Origin of the sequence: Pseudanabaena sp. UWO310 (assembly GCF_006861605.1) — a bacterium.
Lineage (GTDB): Bacteria > Cyanobacteriota > Cyanobacteriia > Pseudanabaenales > Pseudanabaenaceae > Pseudanabaena.
Map to the genome: position 1 here is coordinate 15,593 of NZ_SELU01000056.1, position 22,950 is coordinate 38,542.

The 22,950-nt window shown below is 44.1% G+C and carries 23 protein-coding genes; 10 read left to right on the plus strand and 13 right to left on the minus strand.

Features of this window, described 5'->3' with window-relative positions; translation table 11 throughout:
• Positions 1 to 264: 264 nt before the first annotated feature.
• Positions 265 to 615: a hypothetical protein gene (locus PseudUWO310_RS17010; RefSeq protein ID WP_009625871.1), complete on the plus strand. Its 351-nt coding sequence runs from the start codon at positions 265 to 267 to the stop codon at positions 613 to 615.
• Positions 616 to 636: 21 nt separating this feature from the next.
• Entirely contained in the window at positions 637 to 1,095 is a 459-nt protein-coding gene (gene smpB, locus PseudUWO310_RS17015; RefSeq protein ID WP_009625872.1) for an SsrA-binding protein SmpB, read from the plus strand.
• 92 nt (positions 1,096 to 1,187) lie between these two features.
• On the opposite strand, the gene PseudUWO310_RS17020 is transcribed toward smpB, so the two are convergent.
• The 4 genes from PseudUWO310_RS17020 to PseudUWO310_RS17035 all read right to left on the minus strand — a co-directional run bounded on the left by PseudUWO310_RS17020 (position 1,188) and on the right by PseudUWO310_RS17035 (position 5,662).
• The gene (locus PseudUWO310_RS17020) at positions 1,188 to 2,906 is read right to left on the minus strand and encodes an ABC transporter ATP-binding protein (RefSeq protein ID WP_142603402.1); all 1,719 of its coding nucleotides are present in this window, start codon (positions 2,904 to 2,906) and stop codon (positions 1,188 to 1,190) included.
• A 74-nt stretch (positions 2,907 to 2,980) separates the two neighbouring features.
• Positions 2,981 to 3,097 carry a photosystem II reaction center protein I gene (locus PseudUWO310_RS17025; protein WP_071590106.1) on the minus strand — a complete coding sequence of 39 codons (117 nt, stop codon included), beginning with the start codon at positions 3,095 to 3,097 and terminating at the stop codon, positions 2,981 to 2,983.
• 256 nt (positions 3,098 to 3,353) lie between these two features.
• On the minus strand, positions 3,354 to 4,022 hold the full coding sequence (locus tag PseudUWO310_RS17030) for a GAF domain-containing protein (RefSeq protein WP_142603377.1): 669 nt from the start codon (positions 4,020 to 4,022) through the stop codon (positions 3,354 to 3,356).
• Between the two features lie 179 nt (positions 4,023 to 4,201).
• A complete protein-coding gene (locus PseudUWO310_RS17035) occupies positions 4,202 to 5,662 on the minus strand; it encodes an ammonium transporter (RefSeq protein WP_142603379.1) in 1,461 nt (486 codons plus the stop codon).
• Positions 5,663 to 6,537: 875 nt separating this feature from the next.
• Here PseudUWO310_RS17035 and PseudUWO310_RS17040 point away from each other — a divergent pair.
• Positions 6,538 to 7,317, plus strand: a complete 780-nt coding sequence (locus tag PseudUWO310_RS17040) for an MBL fold metallo-hydrolase (RefSeq protein WP_142603404.1) — start codon at positions 6,538 to 6,540, stop codon at positions 7,315 to 7,317.
• 37 nt (positions 7,318 to 7,354) lie between these two features.
• Here the strand turns inward: PseudUWO310_RS17040 and ftsH are convergent, their stop codons facing one another.
• Complete coding sequence (ftsH, locus tag PseudUWO310_RS17045) at positions 7,355 to 9,244, minus strand: ATP-dependent zinc metalloprotease FtsH (protein ID WP_142603382.1); 1,890 nt, start codon at positions 9,242 to 9,244, stop codon at positions 7,355 to 7,357.
• Positions 9,245 to 9,345: 101 nt separating this feature from the next.
• Between ftsH and PseudUWO310_RS17050 the strand changes: the two genes are divergently transcribed.
• The 4 genes from PseudUWO310_RS17050 (at position 9,346) to PseudUWO310_RS17065 (ending at position 12,170) form a co-directional block, all read left to right on the plus strand.
• Positions 9,346 to 9,765, plus strand: a complete 420-nt coding sequence (locus PseudUWO310_RS17050; protein ID WP_223805720.1) for a hypothetical protein — start codon at positions 9,346 to 9,348, stop codon at positions 9,763 to 9,765.
• Positions 9,766 to 10,030: 265 nt separating this feature from the next.
• On the plus strand, positions 10,031 to 10,924 hold the full coding sequence (locus PseudUWO310_RS17055) for a S1 RNA-binding domain-containing protein (protein WP_142603384.1): 894 nt from the start codon (positions 10,031 to 10,033) through the stop codon (positions 10,922 to 10,924).
• Positions 10,925 to 11,040: 116 nt separating this feature from the next.
• Entirely contained in the window at positions 11,041 to 11,160 is a 120-nt protein-coding gene (gene psbM / locus PseudUWO310_RS17060) for a photosystem II reaction center protein PsbM (protein ID WP_009625880.1), read from the plus strand.
• 446 nt (positions 11,161 to 11,606) lie between these two features.
• A complete protein-coding gene (locus PseudUWO310_RS17065) occupies positions 11,607 to 12,170 on the plus strand; it encodes a Uma2 family endonuclease (protein ID WP_142603386.1) in 564 nt (187 codons plus the stop codon).
• 35 nt (positions 12,171 to 12,205) lie between these two features.
• Here the strand turns inward: PseudUWO310_RS17065 and PseudUWO310_RS17070 are convergent, their stop codons facing one another.
• From PseudUWO310_RS17070 to chlP, 3 genes are all read right to left on the minus strand, one after another.
• Entirely contained in the window at positions 12,206 to 12,616 is a 411-nt protein-coding gene (locus PseudUWO310_RS17070) for a type II toxin-antitoxin system VapC family toxin (RefSeq protein ID WP_142603388.1), read from the minus strand.
• Positions 12,609 to 12,845 (minus strand): hypothetical protein, encoded by a 237-nt coding sequence (locus PseudUWO310_RS17075; protein ID WP_142603390.1) that lies wholly within the window; start codon positions 12,843 to 12,845, stop codon positions 12,609 to 12,611. Before PseudUWO310_RS17075 ends, PseudUWO310_RS17070 begins: the two co-directional genes overlap by 8 nt.
• 355 nt (positions 12,846 to 13,200) lie before the next feature.
• The gene (gene chlP / locus PseudUWO310_RS17080; protein ID WP_009625885.1) at positions 13,201 to 14,421 is read right to left on the minus strand and encodes a geranylgeranyl reductase; all 1,221 of its coding nucleotides are present in this window, start codon (positions 14,419 to 14,421) and stop codon (positions 13,201 to 13,203) included.
• On the opposite strand from chlP, the gene PseudUWO310_RS23015 reads away from it, so the two are divergent.
• The 3 genes from PseudUWO310_RS23015 to acsF all read left to right on the plus strand — a co-directional run bounded on the left by PseudUWO310_RS23015 (position 14,415) and on the right by acsF (position 17,831).
• On the plus strand, positions 14,415 to 14,588 hold the full coding sequence (locus PseudUWO310_RS23015; RefSeq protein ID WP_190316061.1) for a hypothetical protein: 174 nt from the start codon (positions 14,415 to 14,417) through the stop codon (positions 14,586 to 14,588). The two genes, chlP and PseudUWO310_RS23015, sit on opposite strands and share 7 nt — an antisense overlap.
• A gap of 219 nt (positions 14,589 to 14,807) precedes the next feature.
• Positions 14,808 to 16,487 carry an alpha/beta hydrolase gene (locus PseudUWO310_RS17085; protein ID WP_142603392.1) on the plus strand — a complete coding sequence of 560 codons (1,680 nt, stop codon included), beginning with the start codon at positions 14,808 to 14,810 and terminating at the stop codon, positions 16,485 to 16,487.
• A gap of 264 nt (positions 16,488 to 16,751) precedes the next feature.
• Entirely contained in the window at positions 16,752 to 17,831 is a 1,080-nt protein-coding gene (acsF, locus tag PseudUWO310_RS17090; RefSeq protein WP_142603394.1) for a magnesium-protoporphyrin IX monomethyl ester (oxidative) cyclase, read from the plus strand.
• A 402-nt stretch (positions 17,832 to 18,233) separates the two neighbouring features.
• Here acsF and PseudUWO310_RS17095 read toward each other — a convergent pair whose 3' ends face one another.
• From PseudUWO310_RS17095 to rsfS, 5 genes are all read right to left on the minus strand, one after another.
• The gene (locus PseudUWO310_RS17095) at positions 18,234 to 18,599 is read right to left on the minus strand and encodes a hypothetical protein (RefSeq protein ID WP_142603396.1); all 366 of its coding nucleotides are present in this window, start codon (positions 18,597 to 18,599) and stop codon (positions 18,234 to 18,236) included.
• Positions 18,600 to 18,985: 386 nt separating this feature from the next.
• Complete coding sequence (der, locus tag PseudUWO310_RS17100; protein WP_009629189.1) at positions 18,986 to 20,344, minus strand: ribosome biogenesis GTPase Der; 1,359 nt, start codon at positions 20,342 to 20,344, stop codon at positions 18,986 to 18,988.
• 67 nt (positions 20,345 to 20,411) lie between these two features.
• Positions 20,412 to 21,428, minus strand: a complete 1,017-nt coding sequence (locus PseudUWO310_RS17105; protein ID WP_142603398.1) for an SPFH domain-containing protein — start codon at positions 21,426 to 21,428, stop codon at positions 20,412 to 20,414.
• Between the two features lie 421 nt (positions 21,429 to 21,849).
• Entirely contained in the window at positions 21,850 to 22,074 is a 225-nt protein-coding gene (locus PseudUWO310_RS17110; RefSeq protein ID WP_009629191.1) for a ferredoxin-thioredoxin reductase variable chain, read from the minus strand.
• Positions 22,075 to 22,268: 194 nt separating this feature from the next.
• Positions 22,269 to 22,703, minus strand: coding sequence for a ribosome silencing factor (gene rsfS / locus PseudUWO310_RS17115; protein ID WP_142603400.1), 435 nt, complete (start codon positions 22,701 to 22,703; stop codon positions 22,269 to 22,271).
• Positions 22,704 to 22,950 lie beyond the last annotated feature (247 nt).

The following is a 22,950-nucleotide window of genomic DNA, read 5'->3' on the forward strand; positions in this document are numbered from 1 at the left end:
CAAAACCAAATCCAGTAAGGGTTTTCCAAGCTCAAAATGGCGTAGCCATTTTGAGCTTGGGTATTACGTAGATCCTAGGCTTTAGGTTTTGCTTTAGGTTTTAAGGACACCTTGGTTTATGATGATTAAGCTGTAATGCCTGTAACTAAAGTTAAAGTGCTAACGTCAAAAATGACATAGCCTAGAATAGATATACAGCTTTCAGAGATAGTTTGTAGACAAGGACTAGTAACCTGCTAGCCGCAACTGTTGTTTTGATGATTTATGGCTAGATACACTCAACATTTCTTAGTTGAAATCGCTCCTGAAGACCTACATTCAACGATCGTGAAAACGTTGGAGGGTTGTAACTTGGTAATTACCTACGAAACTGATGACTACGTAATTGCCCAAGAAATCGAGACTAATGCATCATTCGCGAAAATGGTAACCGTAGAAGTCTTGATTCATCGTTCCGAAATAGAAGGCAATCAAGCGAAATTGACCAGTGTCACCAAAAACGCTGAATTGCCGCTTCGGATTAATAATTACTGTCATGGCATCTCCGATCGCGTTTCTAAAGCCTTCTGTGATAGTCAAGCATGGAAACTTTTAGAAGTCACTTCAGGATATTAGACGGTATTTGATTGGGAATAAATGGCAAATTATTATCGTGTACTCGCCGAAAATCGGCAAGCTAGATTTAATTACGAAATTCTCGAAACCCATGAAGCAGGGATCGAGTTGCTTGGTACGGAAGTTAAATCCATTAAAGGGGGAAAAGCAAATCTAAGGGATGCCTATGGGATTGTGCGTAAGGGACAGATAATGCTGCTGAATATGTATATATCCCCCCACCACACAACGAGTTTGTACTTTAACCATGAGCCAACCCGTACCCGTCGGTTGCTGTTACATAAAGATGAAATTCGCAAGTTAATCGTTGGCGTACAGCAGAAGGGATTAACCCTAGTGCCCTTGAAGGTCTATCAAAAGGATGGCTGGATCAAGGTTGATTTAGCCCTAGTGAGGCAGAAAAAGCTACATGATAAGCGGGATGACATGAAAAAACGCGACGATAAACGCGAAATAGATCGCGCCATGAAAAATCGTTAAGTATAGCTATAATCACTTGAGTTAGGACAAATCAAATCCGTAAGATTGCGCCCCGCAGGGGCGCAATCTTACGGGTTTGACTAGCTGTTTGACTAGCTACTTACCATCATTTCCAGTTCGTAAAGGCTTGCGTATAAACCTTGTTTGGCAATCAATTGCTCGTGGCTGCCCGATTCGACGACTTCGCCTTGCTTGAGGACGAGGATACGGTCAACGTTGCGAATAGTTGATAGACGGTGCGCGATGATAATTGTTGTGCGATCGACCAATAGGCGATCGAGGGCTTGTTGGATTAAAAATTCGGTACTGACATCAAGACTGGCGGTTGCTTCATCGAGAATTAAAATCCGAGGATCGCGGATGGCGGCTCGGGCAAAGGCTAGTAATTGCTTTTGTCCACCAGATAGATTTGTGCCCCGTTCTCGGACTTGGGTTGCGTAGGATTCGGGTAGATCTTGAATAAAGTGATCGACATTCATCAGCTCGGCGGCTTCCACAACCTGCTCGAGCGTATAGTCTTCACCAAGGGTAATGTTTTCCTTGATATTTCCAGAGAATAAAAAAGCATCTTGGAGAATTACGCCGACACATCGACGTAGTTCGGCTTGGGTGATATCGCGGATATCCACGCCATCGATCAAAATCCTGCCCTTGGTTGGTTCGTAAAGACGCGACAACAGACGAATGATCGAGCTTTTGCCTGCCCCAGTAGGACCGACAAGGGCAATCTTTTCACCAGCCTTGAGCGTGAAATTGATATCTTTGAGCACGTACTCATCGGGTTTATAGCCGAACCACACATGGTCAAAGCAAATTTCCCCAGTGCCATCAAGGGGGAGGGTCTTGGGATATTCAGGATCTCGAATATCGATCGGTTCTTGCAGGATCGCATTAATCCGCTCGACCGCCGTAAATCCAGCTTGAATCGTGGTGAATTTCTCAGCGAGTTGCCGAATGGGATCGAAAAGTCTTTGGGAGAAGAGTACGAAGGCCGAAAGCTCGCCAAAGGTGAGATTTTTTTGGACGATCTTGCCACCGCCTAGCCAGAGAACTCCTGCGATCGCCACCAATGCGATCCATTCAAGGGTCGCTGATACCGCAGAATCATGGAAGACGGTGCGGTTGACCTCATCTACATATTGCTTGTTTACCTTGAGGTGTTGCGCTGCGTTAAACTTTTCGCGACGGAATAACTGAACGATATTCGCGCCAATAATATTTTCTTGAAGAATTGAATTCAGCTCGGATAGGCGATCGCGAGCCTTAAAGTTGGCTAGGCGATATTCATGTTGAAAGTAAATAATCAATCCTGTCACGGGGATAACCATCGCCAATAGCATTAATGCTAAATCCCAGCGGAGGAAAAACATGAATATGGCGATCGTGCCAATGGCGGCAAAATCGCTCAATACGCCAACCGCACCCGTAGCGAATACATCGCCTAGGGCTTCAACGTCACTGGTTAGCCGCGTGATCAGCTTGCCAACGGGAGTGCGATCGAAAAAACTAGTGGATAAAGAGGTGACATGACGGAATAGATCGGCACGAATATCGGCGGTGATTTTCTGCCCGACCTCTTGCACCAAGTAGCCCTGCCAAGATTGAAATGCAAGTCTTATGGCGATCGTGAGTAGGATGACTAGGCAAATCCATCGCAAACCCAACAAATCGCCGCTTTTAATCGGTCCATCAATGGCTTGCTGTACCAAAATAGGCTGTACAGCGCTAGCGATCGACAGAGGTAGGAGTAAAAGCAGCGATATGACAAGTTGTTTAGAGTTTTGCTTTGCGTAGGGCAGGAGACTCAACATCAACCGCCAGTCATTACTTTTGAGGCGATTTACCGATGGAGAATTGGCAGAGCTTGGCTTGGAGGAGTTGGTCACTATTCGAGATCTCTGTTACCGGGGTTACGTGATGGATCGCTATTGAGGAATCCAAAGACAAACAAACTGATGAAGAATATGACTGTGATATAGACCACTATTTTTAAAGTAAGCATAAATAAATAATCTCCGTATAAATATCTAATAATTTATCCTATGTTAAATCTTATAGGAAAAGATGGGAATTCCTTATACTTCCTTAAGATTGGCTATTTTGTGTTGAGTATAAATACTTAAATAGGTAGCTGGGTATAATTAAAAACCCCAGAATCTGTAGCGCACGCGCAGCGTGCGCTACAGATTCTGGGGTTTGCGCCTAGCCATTTACCTAATTGGAATCTAATTGAAGGGAATGGGGCTTCGTACATGCAGCTAAAAAAACTGTCCTAGGAGCTGCGATCGCTCTATGTATAGGGACACCTGACTGGCGATCGCCCGCAATAACTTTTCGTCAAATTTTGAATAGGACAGGGTAATTTCATGGACGTTTTCTAAGGTGATTGAAACATCTTGAACCTTACGATTTATTAACTGAAAAACGCCGATCGTCCTTTTTTGTGAGTCAAACATTGGTACTGCCAAAACTGAGCGAGTCCTGTACTCAATATCGCGATCGAAGGTCTTGTGATGGCGATATTCCGCATTATCGGGTAGGGCATGGGCATCAGATAGGTTAAGCGTTTCGCCAGTGAGGGCGACATAGCCGACGATACTGTCTTGATTGAGGGGAACTGCAAAATTAACGAGAGAGCGATCGGGCTGGGAGTCGTTTTGAGAAACTTCAAAGCAGACAGTATGAACTGAAGTGGAGCGATCGATAAGATAAATACTGCCTGCGTCACTGGCAGTCATTTTGCGGGTAGAGCTTAGTGCTAACTCTAAGAAAGCTCTTAGGTCTTTTGTGTTAGTTAAAGACATGGCTAATGCCAACAGATCGTCGAGTAAGCATTTGTAATAGTCCACTTGCTCTACTAGTAACTGAGGACTCAATTGGGAGAGAGCCTCAGAGGTTTCTGTTTGCCAGCCTAATTCAGGGGTCATGGATATCGCCAGTATCTTGGTTACGTCCTGCTTAACCTAAATAAAACTAAGTCATTAGTTATAGCAGTTCTATCTATGCGAACAATACTAGCAAAATCACCTCAGAAAAATACTAAATCTCAATAAGTAGAGGGGAGGATTTTGCAAGCCCCTCTACCTGTTGAGAGTTATTCTGAGAGCTATTCCTCGTCGTCGTCATCGTCCCCATATTGGAGATCGTCAATGGGATAGACATCTGGCCAAGCAGATGCTCCATGCTCATATACATCAATGCCGATGCGATCGGCTTCAGGATTGACCCGCAACATACCTAAGGCTTTGAGGGAGCCAAACATTAGAAATGAGAAGACAACTGCAAATACGGCGATCGCGGCTACACCTCCTAGCTGCACCCCCAGTAAGTCAAATCCGCCACCCAAGAATAAGCCCGATTTTTTATTGATCGTGAGTGCTGGATGCCCAAATAAACCCACGGCGATCGTCCCCATCATGCCGCAGGATCCATGGACGGCGAATGCGCCTACAGGGTCATCAATCTCGAACCATTCAATGATGTCTACTACTATTAAGACAAGTACTCCTGCCACAAGCCCAATGAGGGCGGCGGCCCAAGGCATGACATAGGCGCAACCTGCTGTAATGGCAACTAATCCTGCAAGTGAGCCATTTAGTCCGCAAAAGAGGTGCCACTGACGGAAGCGGAAATAAATGTATAAAAAGGCTGACATTGCTCCAGCCGCCGCAGCTAAGGATGTATTGACAACGACTAGACTAACTAGCCCAGGATTGCTCATGGTTAGGGCTGATCCTGGATTAAATCCATACCAACCAAACCAGAGGATCATTGCGCCAATGGTGGCATAGCCGAGGTTATGGGCTGGTGGAATCTGTCCCCAAATGCGATCGGGGCGCGGTCCCAGTAAATAGGCTCCAACTAAGGATGTCCATCCCCCGACCGTATGCACGACGGAACTACCTGCAAAATCGTGATAATTAAGTTTGTTAAGCCATCCCCCACTATTCCAAGCCCAATGGACTACCAGTGGATACATAATTGCACCCATGATAATGGTGTAGATTAAGTCGCCTTTAAAGTCAGTGCGTTCAGCCATTGAGCCCGTGGTAATCGTGCTTGATGTGGCGGCAAAGGCAAATTGAAAGAAGAAGAGAGTTAAGGTATTAATGGGAGCGCTAGAGCCACCTGCACCCATCGCATATTCGATCGTTCCGTTATTGATCGTAAAGGCATTATTTAAGAAGAATCCGTCCGTTCCCCATAAACCGTTGCTGGTTGTACCAAAGGCGATCGCAAAGCCCGTTGCCCACCAAGCTAGAAGTGTGGTTGCGGCATCCACGAAATTTTCGGCAAGGGTATTAACGACCGATGTTTGCCGCACTAGCCCCGCCTCTAGCATGGCAAAACCGCATTGCATAAAAAACACTAAGAAGCCTGTAATGAGTACCCAAGTTGTATCAATGGATAGGCGTAGTTCCCCTGTGGTTTTACTCACTGATTCTAAGGTCGTACTCTCGACTGCTTGGGCGATCGTTGGCGTAAATGCAGCAAATATAGCTGCCCCAATCGCGATCGCCAAAAAACGTGCCAAATAATTCTTTCTTTTTATGGTGACTTTTGTCATGATTGTATTCACGAGCCGTTGTTAGGATTATTAAGATTAGCTTCTACAGAAGCAGTAGGATCATGCACGTAAGGTGATGATTTTGCTCTTTAGATGCTTATAATTTGCATTTATTCCTCTAAAATTTGGTAATGTGTCGTTCATCCCCATATTTCGATCGCTAGAGAAATAAATCAAAGATTCTTAGAAATTGATGTTCGCTCAGCCCTTATTTGTTATACGTTTAAAGGACGATCTGTAAAAGTGTCGATTAGTACAGTCAATATTGAGTAATTCCTACAAAAGGAATTCTAAATCTGTTACTACAAATATTTAGGGGAGTCGGGAAGGGCAAGGACTTTCGCAATAATCTGTGATCTTTGTCACAAAATTGGGGGGTTGCGATCGTCATTTTGATGTGAGAGCAGTCACCACTTTAAAAAATAAAAAGATAGATAATTTTTTCACTAGCGACGTATCTACATAATTTTCCCCGCAAGAATGCCTCCTGCGGGTTTTTTATATCCAAAAATATTTAGATCTAAATATTTTAGATAACGTCAGTAAGGGTTAATACCAATTCACGAAAGTGTGACAACACTTTTGTGAATTAAACACCAAACCCAGTAAGGTTTTGAGATTCCCAAAATGGCAACGCCATTTTAGGAATTGGTATAAGCTGGCAAATTTTAAAAAAGCCCAAACGTAAAAGCCTTGCTTAGCAAGGCTTTTACGTTTGGGCTTTGAGAAAGGGTTTGCTACAGTTCCTTGACTTAGGAAAAATCAAACCCCAAATATGAGTGGCGGCGCTTCGCGCCGCCACTCATATTTGGGGTTTAATGATTCGTTACAATGTTATGGAGAAGGTTAGTAGCAAATTGCCAATACAGAGAATTATGTACTTAACATGGCTGGATAGTAATTCATGGCTGATTGAGATTGCAGGTAAGCGAATTCTGCTCGATCCTTGGCTAGTGGGAGATTTGATGTTTGGTAATGCCGCATGGTTTTTTAAGTCCGCGCGAATTACGGCGAGAGACATTCCTCAAAATATTGATTTGATATTGCTGTCCCAAGGTTTACCAGATCACGCCCATCCGCCGACGCTGAAGCAGCTAGATCGGCATATTCCTGTGGTGGGTTCTCCTAGTGCGGCTAAGTTGGTCAAAGAACTTGGTTATCAAGATGTGACTGCCCTTGCCCATGGTGAAGTGTTTCGTATTCCCCACCTTTTGGAAATCAGCGCTGTGCTAGGTTCGCCCACGGGACCTACTACCCTCGAAAATGGTTATATTTTGCGCGATCTTGTGGAGGGAAAAAGCCTTTATTACGAGCCTCATGGTTATCATGCGGCGGCGATTCGCGAGTTTGCCCCGATTGATGTGGTGATTGCGCCCACGATTGATTTGAAGTTGCCCTTGATTGGGACTGTCATCAAAGGTCAGCAGGGCGCTTTGCAGGTGGCAAAGTGGTTGAATCCACAGGTAATGCTACCCACGGCAGCAGGTGGTGATTTGAGTTATAGCGGTTTATTGCTGAATATTCTGAAGGCAGAAGGAACCGTTGATTCCCTGCGATCGCTATTTGCAGAAAATAATATTTCCACAGAGGTGATCGAGCCGAAACCTTGGGAGCGATTTGAAGTCAAACTCCAGAAATTAGCCCAAAAAACTTAAAAAAAGGGAGCGCTAAGCGCTCCCTTTTTTTAGGGTCTTAGAATTTGACTGAGGCGGTTTTCTTTTCGGGCAGTTGCGTATATTCGGCTACGATTTTACGAAATTCTTCGCCATCGAGGGTTTCTACATCTAAGAGAATATCGACGAGGCGATCGCATAAATCGCGATTTTCTTCAATCAATTGTTTTGCATGGTTGTAGCAGTTTTGGGCAATCTGACGAATTTGGCGATCAATGCGATCACCTAGTTTAATGGAATAGTCACTTTGGGGCATGAAATTGCGTCCTAAGAAGACTTCACCACTTTCGGATTCTAATGCGCCCAATCCTAAATCAGACATACCGAACTGCGTCACCATTAAGCGAGTTAGTCTTGCCACCTGTTGAAAATCACCTGATGCGCCTGTGGTGATTTCCGCATCGCCAAATACTACTTCTTCGGCAGCTCTTCCGCCAAGCATCATGGTGATCGTATCGAGGATCTGTGATCGTGATTCGAGTCCATACTCTTCGTCGGGAACTCCCTTGGCAAAGCCACCGATACCGCCAGAGCGAGGGATGATCGTGATTTTATCTAGGAGAGATGCATTTTTGAGGAGGGTCATCACTAGGGCATGACCAACTTCATGGTAAGCAACTAGACGCTTTTTCGAGCTGTCCAGCATGGGTTTCATACTTAAGCCGATCGTAATGCGATCAATTGCATCGGCAATTTCTAGTTCCCCGATCGCTTCCTTATAACGTCGGGCGGCTAGGATAGCAGCTTCATTAAGGAGATTTGCTAAGTCAGCCCCTGCAAATCCTGGAGTTAGGCGGGCAACTGATTCTAACGAAACATGTTCGTCGAGTTTTTTGTTACGGGCATGAACTTTCAGAATTTCTTGCCGACCCTTGTAATCGGGGTAGTCAACGGTAATTTGGCGATCGAAACGTCCTGGTCTGAGCAATGCGCTGTCTAATACATCGGGGCGATTAGTTGCTGCTACCACGATTACGCCTGAATTGCCCTGAAACCCATCCATTTCTGTGAGCATTTGATTGAGAGTTTGCTCACGCTCATCATTCCCGCCGCCAATGCCAGCCCCGCGCTGCCGACCGACTGCATCGATTTCATCGATAAAAATGATACAGGGAGCATTATCCTTGGCTTTTTGGAACAGATCGCGGACGCGGGAAGCCCCTACGCCGACGAACATTTCTACAAATTCGGAGCCCGATAACGAGAAGAAAGGAACTCCAGCCTCTCCTGCGATCGCCTTAGCAAGTAAGGTTTTACCAGTCCCTGGAGGACCGATTAGCAATACGCCTTTGGGGATTTTTGCGCCGACCGCAGTAAAGCGATCGGGTTGTTTGAGAAATGTAACGACTTCCTGTAATTCTTCCTTTGCCGTATCAATCCCTGCCACATCATCAAACATGATGCCTGTTTTCGCCTCAGGTGAAAATCTAGCTTTGGTTTTGCCAAAGCTAAGGGTTTGTCCAGGACCGCCAGGAGCGTTACTGAGACGACGCAGCACCATTAATAAGATGAAAATCAGTAACATTGGCACAAAAAATGTGCTTGCCAATTGCCAGATTAAAGTTGGCTGCTGAGGCGCTTTTACTGCAATATCGACATTGTTTTCGCGTAGAGCCTTCATCAATTCGGTATTGCCATCACGGGCAATTAAGTCAACCCTGACTTTGCGCCCATCTTTCAAAACCGCTTCCGCCGCTAAGCCGTTACTTTCAAGATCGATTTTTTGGACACGATTCTCTTTTACATTGGAAAGTAGCTCGGTATAGCCTATGGTGGCAGCAATTTCACCGTCAGCCCTTGCCGCCGATGGTACGGCGATCGCTACACTTTGCAATATCGCTAAACTCACGACCGTCGTTTTGACGCGTCGCCAAAAAGTTGCCAAAAAGATTTTTTTTCCAGAAGACATCACTGCCTGTCGCTCCTTATTGCCCCGTCGATGCGGTAATCGGTTGACTTAACTATTCACCTAGTCTAATGCATTCGCTTAAAACCTGTCATAAAGTAAAGATGACATCTAGCCGACAGAAAAGAATGATGAATTGGATTGTTGCCAACATAAAGTGGATCATGCTCTTGTCTGGTATTCTGACCTGCACGCTATTTTATGCGGCGATCGCCCCGCAAGCTGCCCTGCATTCTTTCTTTGGTGATGTTCTAGAAGGTCAACTTTCGGAAATCATTGTTCGTAATTGGGGTGCTTTAATCACGCTTGTAGGCGCGATGCAAATTTATGGGGCGTTTAACCCCTTAAGTCGTTCATTAATTGTAATTATTTCAATTGTTAGCAAGCTGACCTTTGTTAGTTTAGTGCTGATTTACGGTAGACAATATCTTGGTCAAGCAAGAATCGCGGTAGTGATTGATTTGCTAATAGTTGGATTATTTGTTGTTTATCTGGTCGGCGATCGCAAAAAAGTCACTACTTAAATAATGCATGACTAATGCACGTACAGACCCAATTTTTGGTGGTGTGGCAATGCCACACCACCAAAAATTGGGTCTGTCTTAAGAGAGTTCGTCCCTGAGGGGTGCACTCTCTTAAACTATTTAGGATTACGATATATGTTAAGAAGCATAGCAATTTTAGAAAAAGATAGATTTACTTCATATTCTCTATAATCGCTGTGAGACAATTGCATTAAAATACACGCAAGTAACGCTACGCATCTTTAGCATATTTATCTCTTTATCCATGAACGCCACAACAAATATTCAGCCCTTTTCAGCCGACGATTTTGCCAATGCCCTCGCCGAACATAACTACGAATTTGCTGTGGGGCAAATCGTGAAGGGTAAGGTAGTCTCCGTTGAAAGTAGTGGCATTTATGTCGATATTGGCGCTAAATCTTTAGGTTTCCTTCCCATAGAAGAAGCAACTCTTAGCGGGTCTTCACGCTCCAATAGCGATGCTTTCCCCATTGGCAACGAGTATGAGTTTTTGATTATCAGTAGCCAGAATGCTGATGGTGAAGTGAAGCTATCTGTGCGTCGTCTGCTATTTAAGCAAGCTTGGCAAACTCTGCGCGATTATCAAGCTGAGTCTAAGGTTTTTGAAACTAAGGTCATCGGTACTAATAGTGGCGGTGTGATTGTGGACTCGGTAGGATTGCGAGGCTTTATACCACGATCGCATCTTTCGGACACCTCCGATCTGGCTAAATTGGTGGGCAAGATTTTGCCTGTGGTCGTGTTGGATGCCGATGAAACCCGTAAAAAGTTAGTCCTTTCTAATCGTCAGGCTGCGAAGCTGGCGGCGATGAATCAACTCGCGAAGGGGCAACTGATTACAGGCAAGGTTACCAATATTCGTCCCTTTGGAGCCTTTGTCGAATTTGCTGGAGTGTCAGGACTGCTGCATATCAAGGAAATGAGTCAAAAGCCCGTCAACGATCCCACCCATGTATTTCAAATCAACGACACCATCAAGGCTGTGGTAGTGGATATTGACGAATCTCGCGATCGCATAGCCCTTTCTACCAAGATTCTCGAACTTCATGCTGGCGAAATGTTGGATAACTCTGCCCAAGTATTTGCTGAAGCCGAGGAACGGCTTGAAAAAAATATCAGTAAGCTGTGGGAAGCCTAAGCGTATAGTGAGAAGCGATCGCTATATAATTTGTTTTGGCATGAGTAAGCATTGCTTTGGCTTAATATATTAGTAGTTCTGAAAATATTTAAAATAAGCAAAAAAGAGTCAAATTTATGGAAACTAATTTTCTTGGTCTTTTGGCAACCGTCCTCGCTGTATTTGTCCCCACTGTCTTCTTGCTAACCCTCTATATCCAAACATCTAGCCGTGAAGAAGGTCAGAGCAGCAAGTAAATAAACTAAATGGCTAAGTTCCTGCTATTTATAGCTATAGCCAAATAAGTTAAGACATAAAATCCAGAAGAGTGTTGCGGCGCTTTGCGCCGCAACACTCTTCTGGATTTTGTTTTTGTCCTAATATAATTGGCTAAAGCTTTTAAAGTTTTTCTTGTGGTTCGTTTGATCGATAATTGCTGTAATACCAATTCACAAAAGTGTGGCTACACTTTTGTGAATTAAAAACCAAACCCAGTAAGGTTTTTAAAATCACAAAATGGCGTAGCCATTTTGTGATTTGGTATAAGTCCTGCTGAAAATATTCAGATATGGGAAACATTGATTGGATGAAAAAGTTTGCTGATGAAGATTTTTTGCTTGAATAGGCGATCGCCACAAATGTTTGGAGCGCGATGGCAAAATCTAAAGCCTTATAATTGTGTAGCAATTAGGTAGCAAAAATTATGCGATCGCCGATTCATATTTTCTCAGTTGCGGAATATTTAGAAGCAGAGAGTAAGAGTGAGGTTCGCCATGAGTATTTAGGCGGTCAGGTTTTTGCGATGGCTGGGGGGAGTAAGGATCACAACATCATTACTTTAAATATTGCTAGTCGTTTACGTTCTCTGTTGCGGGGTAACGTTTGTGATGTTTTTATGTCGGATATGAAGGTCAAGTTAAAGGCGGCTAATCAAAATAAGACAATATTCTATTATCCCGATGTGCTGATTACTTGCAATTCTGAAGATCGGGATAAATATTTTGTGAATTATCCTTGTGTTATTTTTGAGGTTTTGTCACCCAGTACGGAAGCAAGCGATCGCCGCGAAAAGTTGGTTAATTATCAAACGATTGGTAGTTTGCAGGAATATGTTTTAGTTTCTCAAGATGAAATTAAAGTAGAAGTTTATCGGCAAGATTTGCAAGGGGATTGGACAATGGAAATTTTGGGCAGTAAGGATACTTTAGTCTTAAATTCGATAAATCTATCGCTAACGATGGCAGATATCTATGAGGACATTTTTTAGATCGCCTATCAGCATATCTAAATGCGATCGCTATATTATTTCAATAATGATCTAAATCCTGCTTGGTTAAAATGTTCATCCGCAGTTAACGCGTTGGCAATTGCTCGATTTTGCATGACTACGAATGAAATACAGTCAACTAGTCCCCATTCTTTATCTTGACGACTTCTGAATAACTGAAAAGCTGCACTATACAGTTCATTTGTCACAGGAATTATCTCAACATTTGGATCTAATTCAAGGGATTCTAGAAGTTGAATTGCACCAATTCTATATTTTTGTTTAGAGAGTGCATTGCCAATTTCTAACAAAATTGCTTGAGTGGTTACTAGTCTTATGTTTTGGGTTTCAATCTGTTCAGCAAGTTCAACTGCTTTTGCATGATTTTGATCTGTAATTGCAGATAGGGCGATCGCAAAGGATGTATCTAAAAAGACTTCACGCATTTTCTGAAATATTTTCTCCATACAAGTACTGGTCTAGATTTTCCGACCAGTCTGGTTGACCTTGCAATTTTAAAGATTTAGCAGTTTGTAAGAATGATTTTGAGGTTGGCTTGTTATCAGGCAATAGGCTTTCAACAATAATCCTTACTCTCGTACCTGATTTGATGTTTAAGGGAACTTCAGGTACAAGGGTTTCACCATCGAAGAGAGCATCTAAGGTTTGAATCATGGTTTTTTGCTTATGCTGCTTTGTTGTAATTATATTGCTCGATCGCCTATCAGCACATCTACAATGCGATCGCTTTCGATATATAGCTGCCGCCAAGTGTATTAGGACATAAACCCCAAGAATTGACAGGCGGCGCTTCGCGCCGCCTGTCAATTCTTGGGGTTTGATTTGTCCTCATTCAAGTGACTGTAGCTATAAACACCAAACCCAGTAAGGTTTTGAGATTCCCAAAATGGCGTTGCCATTTTGGGAATTGGTATAACGCTTCCGTGCGATGGTCAAGAACTTCAAAAAAACAAAAACTGGTGCAGCAAGTAACTCTCACCGCACCAGTCTTTAGTTTTCAATTCCTTTATTAAGGCGCTAAAGCATTGCCTCTTAGCAAACTACCGATCGTCTTGGCGGTAATCTTCAACTGTGTGAAAGGATTAGCAGGGACGACGGTTTTGTAGAGATAGCTGTCAAAGGTAAGCTTTTGGACATCCTTATCCGCACACATTTCTACAAAGGCTTCACGGGTAGCATTTGTGGCATAAAACACGTTCTGGAGAATGTCTAGGACTTTATAAGTCAGACCATACTGCTTATCCCAACGTTTGATATAGACCTTGAGATCGGCTTCGGTGGGGATGCGCTTACCAGCTTCAGCAAATTCCACGATCGCTTCCGCACACATCCGACCAGACTTAGCCGCAAAATAAATACCCTCACCACTGGACTTAGTGACGTAGCCAGCCGCATCGCCAACTAAGGCGACGCGACCAACGACACGACGGGGACGGGGATGTTCAGGAATGGGATGGGCTTCAACCTTAATTACTTCGCCACCTTCGATTCTGGGCAAAGCGCGAGCGCGGATGCCTGCTTGCAATTGCTTGATCATGCGTTGGTTTTTATGCATCGTGCCAGTACCAACGGCGACGTGATCGTATTTGGGGAAGACCCAAGCATAGAAATCAGGCGAAACATCATCGCCCACATACATTTCAGCTAAATCTTTGTAATACTCCATTTTGTCTGGAGAGATGCGGATGCGTTCTTGGAAGGCGATCGCATAGTTATAGTCACCAGCATCGATCGCTTTAGCAACTACGGAGTTAGCCCCGTCAGCACCGACGATGAGATCGACTTCGAGAGTCCGCATGATCCCTTCGTTACCACCCTCGGCAAAATCTGAGTAGGTGAGGACATAGGGCTGCTTGCCATTCTCCGTGATCTTGATATCAAGAATCCGACCATTAATTAGTTTTGCGCCAAGGTCAGCAGCGCGATTGCGTAAAAATGCATCTAAAATTTCGCGACGGCACATACCGATATATTCATCGGGATTGTCTAATTTAATGTCTACCTCCACATTGCTGGGAGAGATCATTTTCATGTTGCGGACGCGGCGATCGATAATTTCAGGGGGTAAATCAAATTCAGAAACCATACATAGAGGAATTGCTCCACCGCAGGGTTTGGCGTTGTCCAGTTTACGCTCAAATATGTAGGTCTCAATTCCTGCTTTGGCAAGTGTTTCAGCCGCACAGGAACCCGCAGGTCCGCCGCCTACAACAGCAACTCGTAATGTCAAAATGCGCTCCTAAAGCTTTATTTAATCGGGTTTTAACTAATTTGGATGTTAGCATTGCCACCTATGCGATTGGGGCAAAATTGATGAATATTAACATTTGTATTGTTTTGTATATCGCTGAGGTTGCTGTTTTCCCAAAATCCATAAAGATGGGTGGCGGCGCTTAGCGCCGCCACCCATCTTTATGGATTTTGGCGTTTTTCAAGTAAGCGGCGTATACTCCCTTCCCACCACAGAAATAGACATATAAAACTAAGAAATTAGACGTTGCGGCGCTTCGCGCCGCAACGTCTAATTTCTTAGATATGGAGAAACCGACAGATGAATGAGGCTGTGTTGTAAATGTTGTGTTAGTTTTTAGGGAGATCTCACAGACAGAGCTAAATATGAAATATCTCACAGACGCGATCGCCAATATTTCCTCGCAGGTTGCTAGATCTGCCGCCTCGATCGCCTCGATCGCCTTATTTAGTCTGCTGGGTGGCATCTTTGCCCAACCTAGCGAAGCTGCTGACACCATCAACTTCCGCTTTAATATTTTTGAAGTTTCCGTATCCGTTGATGACCTCGAAACTTTTTCTAAAACTGGCGAATTGCGAGGTGCGCTGGAAACTGCATCCCGCTATATTTCTGCGGCAGACATGGCGACTTTTCGGCGGATTCTCACCGAGCGAGCCGATGTGCCTGTGGCGCTACTGTCTAGATTTTTATACACATCCCAAGGAGAAAGGGCGTTAGATATCCTCGGAGATTTTATTAGAACTGGCCCCGAACTATCAGGTAATCGTGCGATTCGGGCTGCTGCTGTTTTGGCAGATGCCGATAAGGAGACTGGTTTGTCTTTGCTCGGCTTTTTACGAAAATTTCCAACATCGGATATTTATTTTGACATTCAGGAAGGACTACAGACTGTTGGTGAATTGAGCGACCTGCTGCAAAATACCCAAAAAGTTGTGCAAATGGTTAATGACGAAGCAATTAAAACTGCCAAGGCAACTGCATCCAATTCCACCCCTTCTATAGCTCCGCTAGCTGATTTGCGCGATAAGGGTAATGTTTCATGGGAGCGGACTAGTCTCAAAGCGCCAGCCCTAGATAACCGCTATGAGATTCCCTTTTATTTGTTTATTCCCAAAACTACTAGCTCTAAGTCCGAACCTTTGCCAGCGATCGTCATCTATCCTGGATTACTGTCTAACCGCGAACCATTGCTCTACCTTGCTGAACATTTAGCATCCTATGGATTTGCGGTGGTATTGACGATTTCCCCTAACAGCAGTGATGAACAATTAAATAAATTGATTATCGGTGCGGCTAGTGAGATTGCCCCACCTGAAAGCTTTATCGAGCGTCCACAGGACATAACTGCCGTTCTAAACTATCTCGAAAAATCGCCCCAAACGGCTAATGTGAATTGGCAAAATGTGGGCATGGTTGGACATTCCTTTGGTGGTTATGCTGCGCTGGCTTTGGTCAGTGATGCCCAGCTTCAATTTGCCGATCTCAGTGAGGCCTGTCAAGGCAAGTATAAATGGAATGTATCCCTACTGCTGCAATGTGTGGCTTTAAGATTGCCCAACCAAAACTATAAGTTAGGAGATCCAAGGATTAAATCAGCGATCGCAGTTAACCCCGTGACTAGCCATGTCTTGGGCAAAGCTAACCTGAGCAAGATCACAGTCCCGATCGCGATCGTCGGTAGTGCGGATGATACCTTTGCTCCCGTGGTTTCCGAGCAAATTGTGCCCTTTACATGGTTGACTACCCCTAATCGCTACTTAGTGCTGCTTAATCGTGCGGGACATACTGCGGTAACGGCTGTTACCTCCAGCGATCGCCTCAGTCCCGAAATCAGTAGCGCCTTAGCAGGTCCCAACCCGATTGCCGCACAGGACTATCTCAAGTTGCTGAGTGTTGCTTTTTTCAAAACATACTTAACGCAAGAGACGGGCTATGCTGGCTATATCACCACCGACTATTTTGCGAATATTTCTACCACTGATGCTCAGGTGAGTCTATTGCGATCGCTCAGCAGTGACAAAATTGATTCGGCAATTAGAAATTAGCTAAAACTATACAAACCTCAAGACGAGAAGGTTGGCGCGAAGCGCCAACCTTCTCGTCCTAAGGCAAGTGGCTACGTGGTTACAGCTCGTAGCAATTAAGGCGAAAAAAATTACTTAATGCTTCTTAACAAGCCAACCTTATTTCTAGATATAACTACCCATAAATTAGGGACTAGTCGTAAAATAGGCATTCAGATAGGTATTTAAACTGCAATTTATCAACAAAATCCTTTATTCAGCGCGAAAGAAAGCATAAGAGAAAATATGGTAGCTACTCCTTCTAAACCCGATGTAAGCCAGTCAAACCAACAAAAGGTTAACGGGACTGGCCGACGCGAAACGATCCTAACCCCACGCTTTTACACGACTGACTTTGAAGCGATGGCAAACATGGACATCTTCAATCTCAAGCCAGACTACGAAGCTATCCTCGAAGAATTTAAATTTGACTATAACCGTCGGCACTTCGTCCGTACTGCTGACTTCAACCAATCATGGGATCATATCGATCCCCAAGTGAAAGAACATTTCCGCGTTTTCCTCGAAGGATCTTGTACCTCTGAATTTTCAGGATTTTTGCTTTACAAAGAAATTGCTGTCAAAATCAAAGACAAAAACCCTCTCATGGCTGAAATTTTCAGCCTGATGAGCCGTGACGAAGCCCGTCATGCTGGATTCTTGAATAAGGCAATGCCAGACTTCGATCTTCAACTCGATCTCTCGACCTTATCAAAAACCAAAAAATACGTTTACTTTGCTCCCAAGTTCATTTTCTACGCTACCTATCTGTCGGAAAAGATTGGCTACTGGCGCTACATCAAGATTCACCAGCATTTCCTCGCTCATCCCGAATATCGGGTTTATCCCATCTTCAATTTCTTTGAAAATTGGTGTCAAGACGAAAGCCGTCATGGTGATTTCTGTAGCCTGCTTCTCCGTAGCGAAACTAATAATATTAAAGGGATCAGAGCTAATCTTTGGAGCAAGTTCTTCTTACTTTCGGTATTTGCCACCATGTATCTGAACGATATTTGCGTGCGTAATGAGTTCTATGAATCAATTGGCATGGACACCAGAAAGTATGTGGACGAAGTTTTGCGCGAAACCAATCGCGATGCTGCCAAAGCATTTCCCGTGATTCTCGATCTAGAAAATCCTAAGTTTTGGAATTGTCTGAAGAAGTGCGAAGAGAACAATGCCAAGCTCGTCAAGATTGATGAGTCTAATTCTCCTGAATGGTTGAAGAAGATTCAAAAGCTACCTTACCTCGCTAATAATGGTTTGCAGTTCCTGACCATGTATTTACAACCTTCTATCCCCGCACCAAAGGGAGTAGTTTTGTAAAGACAAAAAAACTTATACCAAATCACAAAATGGCTACGCCATTTTGTGATTTTAAAACCCTTACTGGGTTTGGTTTTTAATTCACAAAAGTGTAGCCACACTTTTGTGAATTGGTATTACTGGGTTTGGTTTTTAATTCACAAAAGTGTTGTCATACTTTCGTGAATTGGTATATCGTGAGTTCGGTTTAAGCTGGCAAGTTTTAAAAGTCCAAAAGTAAAAGCCTTGATAAGCAAGGCTTTTACTTTTGGGCTTTGAGAAAGGGGGTGCGTAGCAACCCCTTTCTCAAAGCCCGTTTCAAATTATCCCGAACTCACATTAATTAAAAGCCAAAACCAGAGAGCGTACCGCCCGCATAGCGGGCGGTACGCTCTCTGGTTTTATTAGCAAATCCCTTAGCTGTTATATGACTTGAAACTTGGGATTGTTTTTCAGGAAAGTAGCGTCAAAGGAATGTACCCAATTTAAAAATTTTTCATCAAGAATCTCATCTGCGGGATCGAAAAGTAGGGCTAAATAACTTCCTTGCTGCCTGATGACGATCGCAGTGTATTCCTTACCATGGATTACTGCATAGGTGAAATTCTCAACGGGTAAAGATGCTACTAAAAGAGATTTTAACCCTAAAGCCTGAAAAATCGGTTGAACCCAAATGATGCTTTTACTGCCATCTACAAGGGTGTAATATTCCTTAGGAAGACCGCTGAGATCGAAAGTTGCTGCACCAAGGATATGCGCCTCAAATTTATTTGTATCTGTGGTTGTCATAGTGGTGGCAAGTGATCACTCTTCCATGACTTCTCCATGGTAATTGCCTTATTGAATCGTAGAAAGCACATCATGGCAACTGTAATAATACTTATGTATGGGAACTGATGTATGGGAGTTTACCCTGAAACTATAGCAACGTAAGGTCTACCTAGGATATAAAACCCCAAAGACGAGTGGCGGCGCAAAGCGCCGCCACTTGTCTTTTTTTATATAGCAAGCCCAAAAGAGGGTTGCCGCGCTTCGCGCGGCAACCCTCTTTTGGGCTTTATATCTTGATACCAATTCACGAAAGTGTGACAATACTTTTGTGAATTAAAAACTAAACCTAGTAAGGGTTTTCAAGTTAAGAAATGGCTGCGCCATTTCTTAACTTGGTATTACTGTTATCTGAATGCTGAATTCTTGGACTTTTCGACTTCGCGATCCTTTTTGCCGCGCCAAATAAACCTCAGTGGCGTACCATCAAAACCTAAGGTTTTGCGGAATTGATTTTCAATGTAACGCTTGTAATTGTCGTTAAAGCGATGGGGATCGTTGACAAAGAGAATGATCGTTGGTGGACTATCGGAAATTTGAGTGCAGTAATAAACTTTACCTTGCTTGCCGCCACGACTGGTGGGTGGCGCGTGCCAAGTGACCGCTTCATTGAGCGCTTCATTGAGGATGGCGGTTGGTACTCGGCGTTTGTGTTGTTCGGCGGCAATATCAATGCGATCGAGGATCTGCGTTACCCGCTGACCAGTAAGGGCGCTTACAAAAATAATCGGTGCATATTCCACAAACATCAAACGGCTTTTAACTTCGGCGGTGTAGTCGTAGATAGTGTAGGAATCTTTTTCGATCGCATCCCACTTATTGACGACGATGACGCAAGCCTTGCCCTCATCATTAATGCGACCTGCCAGCTTTTGATCTTGATCGGTAACACCGTCTAGAGCGTCAATGACCAATAAAACTACATCCGAGCGTCCGATCGCTTTAAAAGCACGGTTGATGCTAAAAAACTCAATGCCGTAGTCAATATTCTTTTTACGGCGCACCCCTGCGGTATCGATCAGGCGATATTTTTTACCATCCCGCTCGACGGACATATCGATCGCATCGCGGGTTGTGCCTGAAATGGGACTAACAATGCTGCGATTTTCCCCAATGAAGGCATTGAGCAGGCTGGATTTGCCTACATTGGGGCGACCTATGATTGCTACTTTAATCTCATCGCTTTCCGCAACGACCTCTTCGGGTGGTGGTAAATGTTTGACCAGCTCATCGAGCAGTTCACCCGTGCCGTTGCCATGAATTCCCGACATCGGGATCGGTTCGCCTAAGCCCAAATTCCAAAATTCTGCCGCTAGAGAAAGTCCATACTTAGAGCCTTCGCACTTATTCACCGCCAAGAGTACGGGAATATTTTGTCGCCTTAGCCACCCCCCCAGTTGCTCGTCGGCATCGGTGATCCCCGCGAGACCATCGACTACAAAGATTACTGCCGCCGATTCGCGAATGGCAATTTCTGCCTGCTCGCGGATCATGGGTAAAAATTCAGTTTCATCGTCAAATACTAAGCCGCCTGTATCGACGACTTGAAATTCGTGGGCTCCCCAGAAACATTCGCGATAAACGCGATCGCGGGTTACACCTGGTTGATCGTAGACGATCGCATATTGCTCTCCCGACAAACGGTTTACGAGCGTAGATTTGCCCACATTTGGGCGACCGACAACGGCAACAATCGGTAGCGGCATGGCTTTACAGTTTTGGAATTCCGAACTCTCTATAATAGCTTTAAATATATGAATTTGTCAAATATTTTTAATTATTGCTAGGGCTTCCTTTCTCGCTATCTGAGGCTGGTTTAAAGGGCTTAACCTCCTGAACGGGCAAATTTCGAGCCGTGGGCGAAATATTGGAAACTGCGCCATAAGGTTGTTTGGCAAGCGCTTCCGTAATTTTGCTGTCGGACATGGCTAATAAAGATTGAATTGCGCCAGGGATCGATTTAGGATCCATGAATAAAACCTTACTGCTGGGACTTTCCCCGATCGCCTGACCCATTTCCAAATATTTTTGGGCTAGTAAGTATTGCACCGCCTCTTGACCATTGGGATGATTGGCGATCGCATCGGCAATGCGCTCGATCGATAGAGCCATTGCTTCAGTTTGTTCCAAACGCACTTGTCGTTCGGATTCGGCTAGCACTTTATTGGAAAGCGCCACCGCTTCTGCTTTTTTGATCTCAGAAGTCTTTTCCCCCTCCGATCTGGAAATCATTGCTTTCTTTTCGATTTCAGCAGCCTTTTGCTTTTCCATCGACTGCAACACCGAGGTGGGGATCGTAATTTCGCCCAATCTCACACGCAAAACCTTGATCCCCCAAGCCTTGGTGTCATTGGACATGCCCTGTAAAATCTCTTCGTTAATTCTTTCTTGTCCGCCGATAATATGATCGAGATCGCAGCGTCCGATCTGAGTTTGGATCTGAGTTGCGAGAGAGACCATCAGCGATTTATCGACATTCTCAATGTTATACCTTGCGTCTTTGAGATCGCTAATTTGCCAATACATCACGCCACTAACACTGACGCTGACGCTGTCAGAGGTGGTACAGGGCTGTGGTGAGATTTCTAAAACTTGCTCGCGGGAGCTTTTGATTAAAGCAATGCGATCGAGGAAGGGTAAAACAATATTGATCCCTGGTTCCATGGTCTTTTGGTATTTCCCAAACCTTTCAACCAGAGCAACTTGACCTTCTTCAATAATCCGAAAGGATCGATAGATATAGGTGCCACTTAAAAGAGCAAAAGCAATACTGAAAATTGTTGCTTCCATATATGTAGACCAAGGGGTAGACCAAGGGTATGGATCTATATCGATCTAAGTAGCTGGGCATAATTAAAAACTATATACCAATTACCAAAAGTGTGGCTACACTTTTGGTAATTGAAAACCAAACCCAGTAAGGGTTTTAAAATCACAAAATGGCGTAGCCATTTTGTGATTTGGTATTAAACCTTTATCGTAGATGTAGCAAGCACTACAGGTTTTTGAATTCCATATTTAATTATGTCTAGCTACTTATAGCTACTTATTATGTAGATACTTATTAGGTTATGTACCTCAGCATAATCAAAATCCAGATCTAAAACCTGCGCGCACGCGCAGCTTGCGCCGCAGGTTTTAGGGTTTTATATTTAATTAAGCTCACTTACTTAAACTTACTTAAATACCTAGGCAGATGCATGATCTACATCTAGTTGGCTGATTCTATTTCATGGTCGCCTAAGTGGGTGACAAACTTAGGTGTAAATCTGACTTCGTAGGGGTAGTTAGGACTGATCGGACGACCATGCCATTCAGTATGGATGCGAACAATTTCTCCCTCTAATCCTGTAATATCAAAAGCTTTGCCTTTGTGCTCAGGGTGGTGGAAGACATTTAACGGTGTTTTAACACGAACGCGATCGCCAACCTTCATAAATTCTGATGTATCCAATTGTAAAGAGATTGCTTAATTATCGCTTGTCTGACGTGCTATTTAACATTAAACGAAAGAAGTAGCGGTATGTAAAGCGTACCGCTACTTCTTTCGTTTAATACCAATTCACTGAAGTGAGCTAACACCAATTCCCAAAATGGCAACGCCATTTTGGGAATTGGTATAATCTGAGCCTAGGTCGATTGCTCTAATGCTGGCTCTGGCAAAAACACTTCAAGTTTGGGGGCATGTCCCCAAAATGCTTCTAGATCGTAATATTCGCGCTCATGAGCCATCATGGAATGAACGATTAAATCGCCATAGTCAAGCAAAATCCAAGTACCGTCTTGCTCGCCTGCGATATTTCTTGGTTTGCGCCCGAACTCTTCGAGAATTTTCTCTTCGGCACTACTCGCGATCGCACGTACTTGTGCCTTAGAAAAGCCCGTAATAATGACAAAATACTCTGCCAAACTCGATACTTCACCGATCGCGAGCAAAACGATATTTTCTCCCTTACGATCATCCGCAGCGATCGCTGCTAATTGAGCCATTTGATAGCTTTGGTCGTTTTCTCTCTGACCGCGAGTGAGATCTGTGGGGGTAGTAATATCGGTTGCGATGGTCATAGTTGGCAGATGTACTCCTGATTGGGTATGTAATTTATGGCAATTTTTGGGACTTGATGCAGCACCTTTGGCAGGGGCTTGTTTAATCTTGTTTAACCTTATCCACTATTGTAACGCGATCTCATCCTTGGCTCAGATAAGAATGGGTAAACTTAAAGCCCAGAAGAGCGTCTCTCCCGCTAAGCGGGAGAGACGCTCTTCTAGGCTTTAGGGACTTAAGATTTAATGAAGTACCAAATATAAAACC

Excerpts from the sequence above, each read along its gene's own strand:
- PseudUWO310_RS17010 (WP_009625871.1), top strand. The coding sequence starts at position 265 with ATGGCTAGATACACTCAACATTTCTTAGTTGAAATCGCTCCTGAAGAC.
- smpB (WP_009625872.1), top strand. The coding sequence starts at position 637 with ATGGCAAATTATTATCGTGTACTCGCCGAAAATCGGCAAGCTAGATTT.
- PseudUWO310_RS17020 (WP_142603402.1), bottom strand. The coding sequence starts at position 2,906 with ATGTTGAGTCTCCTGCCCTACGCAAAGCAAAACTCTAAACAACTTGTC.
- PseudUWO310_RS17025 (WP_071590106.1), bottom strand. The coding sequence starts at position 3,097 with ATGCTTACTTTAAAAATAGTGGTCTATATCACAGTCATATTCTTCATC.
- PseudUWO310_RS17030 (WP_142603377.1), bottom strand. The coding sequence starts at position 4,022 with ATGACCCCTGAATTAGGCTGGCAAACAGAAACCTCTGAGGCTCTCTCC.
- PseudUWO310_RS17035 (WP_142603379.1), bottom strand. The coding sequence starts at position 5,662 with ATGACAAAAGTCACCATAAAAAGAAAGAATTATTTGGCACGTTTTTTG.
- PseudUWO310_RS17040 (WP_142603404.1), top strand. The coding sequence starts at position 6,538 with ATGTACTTAACATGGCTGGATAGTAATTCATGGCTGATTGAGATTGCA.
- ftsH (WP_142603382.1), bottom strand. The coding sequence starts at position 9,244 with ATGTCTTCTGGAAAAAAAATCTTTTTGGCAACTTTTTGGCGACGCGTC.
- PseudUWO310_RS17050 (WP_223805720.1), top strand. The coding sequence starts at position 9,346 with ATGACATCTAGCCGACAGAAAAGAATGATGAATTGGATTGTTGCCAAC.
- PseudUWO310_RS17055 (WP_142603384.1), top strand. The coding sequence starts at position 10,031 with ATGAACGCCACAACAAATATTCAGCCCTTTTCAGCCGACGATTTTGCC.
- psbM (WP_009625880.1), top strand. The coding sequence starts at position 11,041 with ATGGAAACTAATTTTCTTGGTCTTTTGGCAACCGTCCTCGCTGTATTT.
- PseudUWO310_RS17065 (WP_142603386.1), top strand. The coding sequence starts at position 11,607 with ATGCGATCGCCGATTCATATTTTCTCAGTTGCGGAATATTTAGAAGCA.
- PseudUWO310_RS17070 (WP_142603388.1), bottom strand. The coding sequence starts at position 12,616 with ATGCGTGAAGTCTTTTTAGATACATCCTTTGCGATCGCCCTATCTGCA.
- PseudUWO310_RS17075 (WP_142603390.1), bottom strand. The coding sequence starts at position 12,845 with ATGATTCAAACCTTAGATGCTCTCTTCGATGGTGAAACCCTTGTACCT.
- PseudUWO310_RS23015 (WP_190316061.1), top strand. The coding sequence starts at position 14,415 with ATGTCAAAATGCGCTCCTAAAGCTTTATTTAATCGGGTTTTAACTAAT.
- PseudUWO310_RS17085 (WP_142603392.1), top strand. The coding sequence starts at position 14,808 with ATGAAATATCTCACAGACGCGATCGCCAATATTTCCTCGCAGGTTGCT.
- acsF (WP_142603394.1), top strand. The coding sequence starts at position 16,752 with ATGGTAGCTACTCCTTCTAAACCCGATGTAAGCCAGTCAAACCAACAA.
- PseudUWO310_RS17095 (WP_142603396.1), bottom strand. The coding sequence starts at position 18,599 with ATGACAACCACAGATACAAATAAATTTGAGGCGCATATCCTTGGTGCA.
- der (WP_009629189.1), bottom strand. The coding sequence starts at position 20,344 with ATGCCGCTACCGATTGTTGCCGTTGTCGGTCGCCCAAATGTGGGCAAA.
- PseudUWO310_RS17105 (WP_142603398.1), bottom strand. The coding sequence starts at position 21,428 with ATGGAAGCAACAATTTTCAGTATTGCTTTTGCTCTTTTAAGTGGCACC.
- PseudUWO310_RS17110 (WP_009629191.1), bottom strand. The coding sequence starts at position 22,074 with ATGAAGGTTGGCGATCGCGTTCGTGTTAAAACACCGTTAAATGTCTTC.
- rsfS (WP_142603400.1), bottom strand. The coding sequence starts at position 22,703 with ATGACCATCGCAACCGATATTACTACCCCCACAGATCTCACTCGCGGT.